The sequence below is a fragment of the Xanthomonas sp. SHU 308 genome (genome assembly GCF_000364645.1).
In the GTDB taxonomy this organism is placed as follows: Bacteria; Pseudomonadota; Gammaproteobacteria; order Xanthomonadales; family Xanthomonadaceae; genus Xanthomonas_A; species Xanthomonas_A sontii.
In genome coordinates, this window is the sequence record NZ_AQOK01000860.1 from 1 (window position 1) to 1,885 (window position 1,885).

The 1,885-nt window shown below is 72.0% G+C and carries 2 protein-coding genes; both read left to right on the plus strand.

Annotated features, from left to right (window positions below; all coding sequences use genetic code 11):
- A partial coding sequence (locus D588_RS0122400; protein ID WP_017917592.1) for a hypothetical protein occupies positions 1 to 560 on the plus strand: 560 nt, incomplete at its 5' end.
- A 55-nt stretch (positions 561 to 615) separates the two neighbouring features.
- Positions 616 to 1,885: phosphoribosylamine--glycine ligase (gene purD, locus D588_RS0122405; RefSeq protein WP_017917593.1), on the plus strand; the 1,270-nt coding region annotated here is incomplete at its 3' end.

Below are 1,885 nucleotides of genomic sequence, written 5' to 3' on the forward strand. Positions count from 1 at the left end.
GCTGGCAGCAGTTGCTGGCGGTGTGCGGCGCGCTACGCGATGCCGGCCATCCCGAACCGGGCACCATCGACTTCTACGTGCTGCGCCCCGAGGGCCAGGGCTTCGCCGTCGCCGCCGAGCGCACCGGCGGCACCTACGGCAGCCAGGGCCAACCCGGCGAGGTCGGCATCGTCCGCGCCGGCAGCGATTTCTACGGGTTCCGCGTCGAGGACGGCTGGTTCGGCCAGGGCTACGCGCTGCAATCGCAGACCCTGATCCTGCCCGGCCCCAAGGGCCTGGTCGACGCCGGCAGCGTGCGCAGCCACATCGACAACAGCGCCGCCGCCGACTGCGATGCCGCCGATGCGGCCGCGGACTGCAAGGCTGGCCAGTTCGCCATCGACTTCGCCCTGCGCTTCGACGACCGCGACCACGCCGCCCGCGTCTGGCCGCTGCTGATCGAGGAAACCGGCACGGAGTGCGGCCAGCGCCCGGTGCAGCGCAGCCACCGCTTCGCCCTGGACGCGAAGACCTGGACCTACCATTTCCCCGAGGCGCTGCAGCGCGAAGGCTGCACGTGAGGCGCGCGCGCCCGGCGCAGCCGTTCCCCTTTCCCCTGCAATCTGGAATTCCGCGATGAAACTGCTCGTCATCGGCTCCGGCGGCCGCGAACACGCCCTGGCCTGGAAGCTGGCCCAGTCCCCCCGTGTCGACGAAGTGCTGGTGGCGCCCGGCAATGCCGGCACCGCCGGCGAGGCCAAGTGCCGCAACGTGCCGGTCAAGGTCAACGACCTCGACGGACTGCTCGCGCTGGCCCGGGACGAAGGCGTGGCACTGACCGTGGTCGGCCCGGAAGTGCCGCTGGTGCTGGGCGTGGTCGACCGCTTCCGCGCCGCCGGGCTGCGTATCTTCGGCCCCAGCGCCGCCGCCGCGCAGTTGGAAGGCAGCAAGGCCTACGCCAAGGACTTCCTGCAGCGCCACGGCATTCCCACCGCGTTCTATGCCGTGCACACCGAGGTCGAGGCCGCGCTGGCCTATGTCCGCGACAAGGGCGCGCCGATCGTGATCAAGGCCGACGGCCTGGCCGCCGGCAAGGGCGTGATCGTGGCGATGTCGCTGGACGAGGCCGAGGCCGCGGTGCGCGACATGCTGTCCGGCAACGCCTTCGGCGACGCCGGCGCGCGCGTGGTGATCGAGGAATTCCTCGACGGCGAGGAAGCCAGCTTCATTTCCATGGTCGACGGCCACACCGCGCTGCCGATGGCCACCAGCCAGGACCACAAGCGCGTCGGCGACGGCGACACCGGCCCCAATACCGGCGGCATGGGCGCGTACTCGCCGGCGCCGGTGGTGACGCCCGAGGTGCACGCGCGGGTGATGCGCGAAGTGGTGGAACCGACCGTGCGCGGCATGCGCGACGACGGCGTGCCGTTCACCGGTTTCCTCTATGCTGGGCTGATGATCGACGCCAGCGGCGCGCCCAAGGTGATCGAGTTCAACGTGCGCTTCGGCGACCCGGAAACGCAGCCGGTGATGCTGCGCCTGCAGTCGGACCTGCTCGACCTGCTCGAGGCCGCGCTCGACGAACGCCTGCACGCCACCGAGGCGCAGTGGGATCCGCGCCCGTCGCTGGGCGTGGTGCTGGCGGCGGCGCCGTATCCGGAGACGCCTGTCACCGGCGAAGCGATCACCGGCCTGGACGCGGTGCCGGCCAACGCCAAGGTGTTCCATGCCGGCACCACGCTGGACGCGCAGGGCCGCGTGCTCAGCGCCGGCGGCCGCGTGCTGTGCGTGGCGGCGCTGGGCGACAGCGTGGCGCAGGCGCAGCGCCATGCCTACGCCGGCGTGGCGCAGATTCGCTGGGCCAGCGAATTCCACCGCCACGACATCGGCTGGGGGGGGGGGG